Below are 1,770 nucleotides of genomic sequence, written 5' to 3'. Positions count from 1 at the left end.
ATCACGTTCGGTATCACCGACGACGGCCCGTACCCAGTAGGGATCGGTGATCGGATAGCCCATTGCAAAGAGCCAATCGACAATTGGGCCGGTTGTGACGCGGCTGTTCTCAAACACCTTGCCGCGCCGATTCATAAAGTCCCAAAAGACTTGGGGAATGTTGTGCCCGGTAATGGTGCTGTATTGCACAATCGTGGTTTCAGGGCGGGCGAGATCGGGTTGTTCGCCGAGGTTGCCGTTGATATCGATCGTGGTGCTGACCCGTTGTTTCAGTCGTTCGGGATCACGGTAGGCAGGCCGGTACAGGTCAGGGAAGGTTGCGCGATCGGTAAATTGGCAATAGCCGGGTGAAGCTGGGTTGGCGCTGCGCGGATTACCAGCAACCGGTACGTCTGAACAACGATACTGGCGTGCATTGGTAGGAATATCACCCAACTGGATGCGGCCACTCACCATTTCGACCACTAATAAGCCATTGGTGACGATCCCATCGGCAGGCCGGTTTATCTCCATCCGTGCCTTATCAAAATATTGTACGGTACGGAGACCGTTGGGACTGTCGGCGTAGAACTCAGCATAATCAAACCATGGTCCCGGCCCCCAATACCATGTGCGCCCACCGCGTACTGCTTCGCTGTCGGTACGGGCCCAGATAGTCTCAAAGCGAGGGTCGGCAAAGCCGGTGCGACCGGAGAAGGGTGCGGCAGCGAGGGGACGAGCAGTGGGCAGCATGAGCGGGAGTAGGATGATGATGAGCATCATTCGTTGAAGATGTTTCATCGCAGTACCTCTGTTGGTTGCGATTAGGATACCGGTCCCAGGGAGCCGCACGGGGAGCTGCGCAGCCGTGCGGCCCTATTATGGATTCCACAACGGCCAGCGGTCTTGGGCGGTGTTTTGGGTGACTTGTTGGGTTATCGTACCATCGCTGACGTTCAGGATATAGATCTCGAAGTCACTGTCGCGGTCGCTGGCGAAGGCCAATTGCCGGCCATCGGGCGACCACGTCGGTGCATCGTCGGTGGCGGGATTGTTGGTGAGGCGACGCACATTGCTACCGTCGCTGTTCATCACATAAATCTCCCAATTCCCGTCGCGGTCGCTGGCGAAGGCAATTTGTTTGCCGTCGGGTGAGACGCGGGCGAAGCGATCATTGACAGCGTTGTTCGTCAGGTTGCGGATGTTCGTCAAATCAATTCCGACGTAAAGGACTTCGATATAGCCGTAGCGCAACTGCGCCCGGTAGATCTCAAAATTCCCTTCGCAGTTGGTGACCCAGAACATACTGCGGCCATCAGGCGACCACGTGGGTGTTTCCACCGTACATGCTTGCTGATACGAAGTGATCGGCTGGGCAAAACCACGTAATGGGAAGTTGAGCCGTCGCACATAGATCTGTGGGATACCAACTTGCCGTTCAGAGATGAAGGCCATCAGATTTCCGTCGGGTGATACTGACGCATTGTACTCACTGCCTGGCAAGTCAGAGTAGTCGTTAAAAGGTGGTGGGTAAGCTCCATCACCGGCACTGTAGCTGATCCGTATCACACCGGCTCCGGGTGCCTGTTCACCAGCACTGGCAGCAATGTTGTTGAGTGCGTAGATCTGTCGATACTGCGAGCTATCACGTCGCGAGTCGACGATCAGGTATTGCTGGGCCGGATCCCAACTGCGCCGCCATGAAAATGCGACGGTTTCGTTATTGTTGAAGGTTATACGCTGACCACCACCGTTAAAATTGGCACGGTAGAGTTCCCAGTAGCTACCGGT

Annotated in this window: 1 protein-coding gene and 1 pseudogene; both read right to left on the bottom strand. The window is 55.8% G+C overall.

What is annotated here, in order from left to right:
* Positions 1–780: pseudogene (locus tag ACP5OT_RS17665) on the bottom strand (hypothetical protein); the annotation flags it as partial.
* 78 nt (positions 781–858) lie between these two features.
* A partial coding sequence (locus ACP5OT_RS17660) for a TolB family protein (protein ID WP_428132894.1) occupies positions 859–1,770 on the bottom strand: 912 nt, incomplete at its 5' end.

Origin of the sequence: Chloroflexus sp., assembly GCF_049970315.1 — a bacterium.
Lineage (GTDB): Bacteria > Chloroflexota > Chloroflexia > Chloroflexales > Chloroflexaceae > Chloroflexus.
The sequence above is the reverse complement of the archived record's forward strand: the minus strand, read 5'-3'. Positions and strand labels throughout refer to the sequence as shown.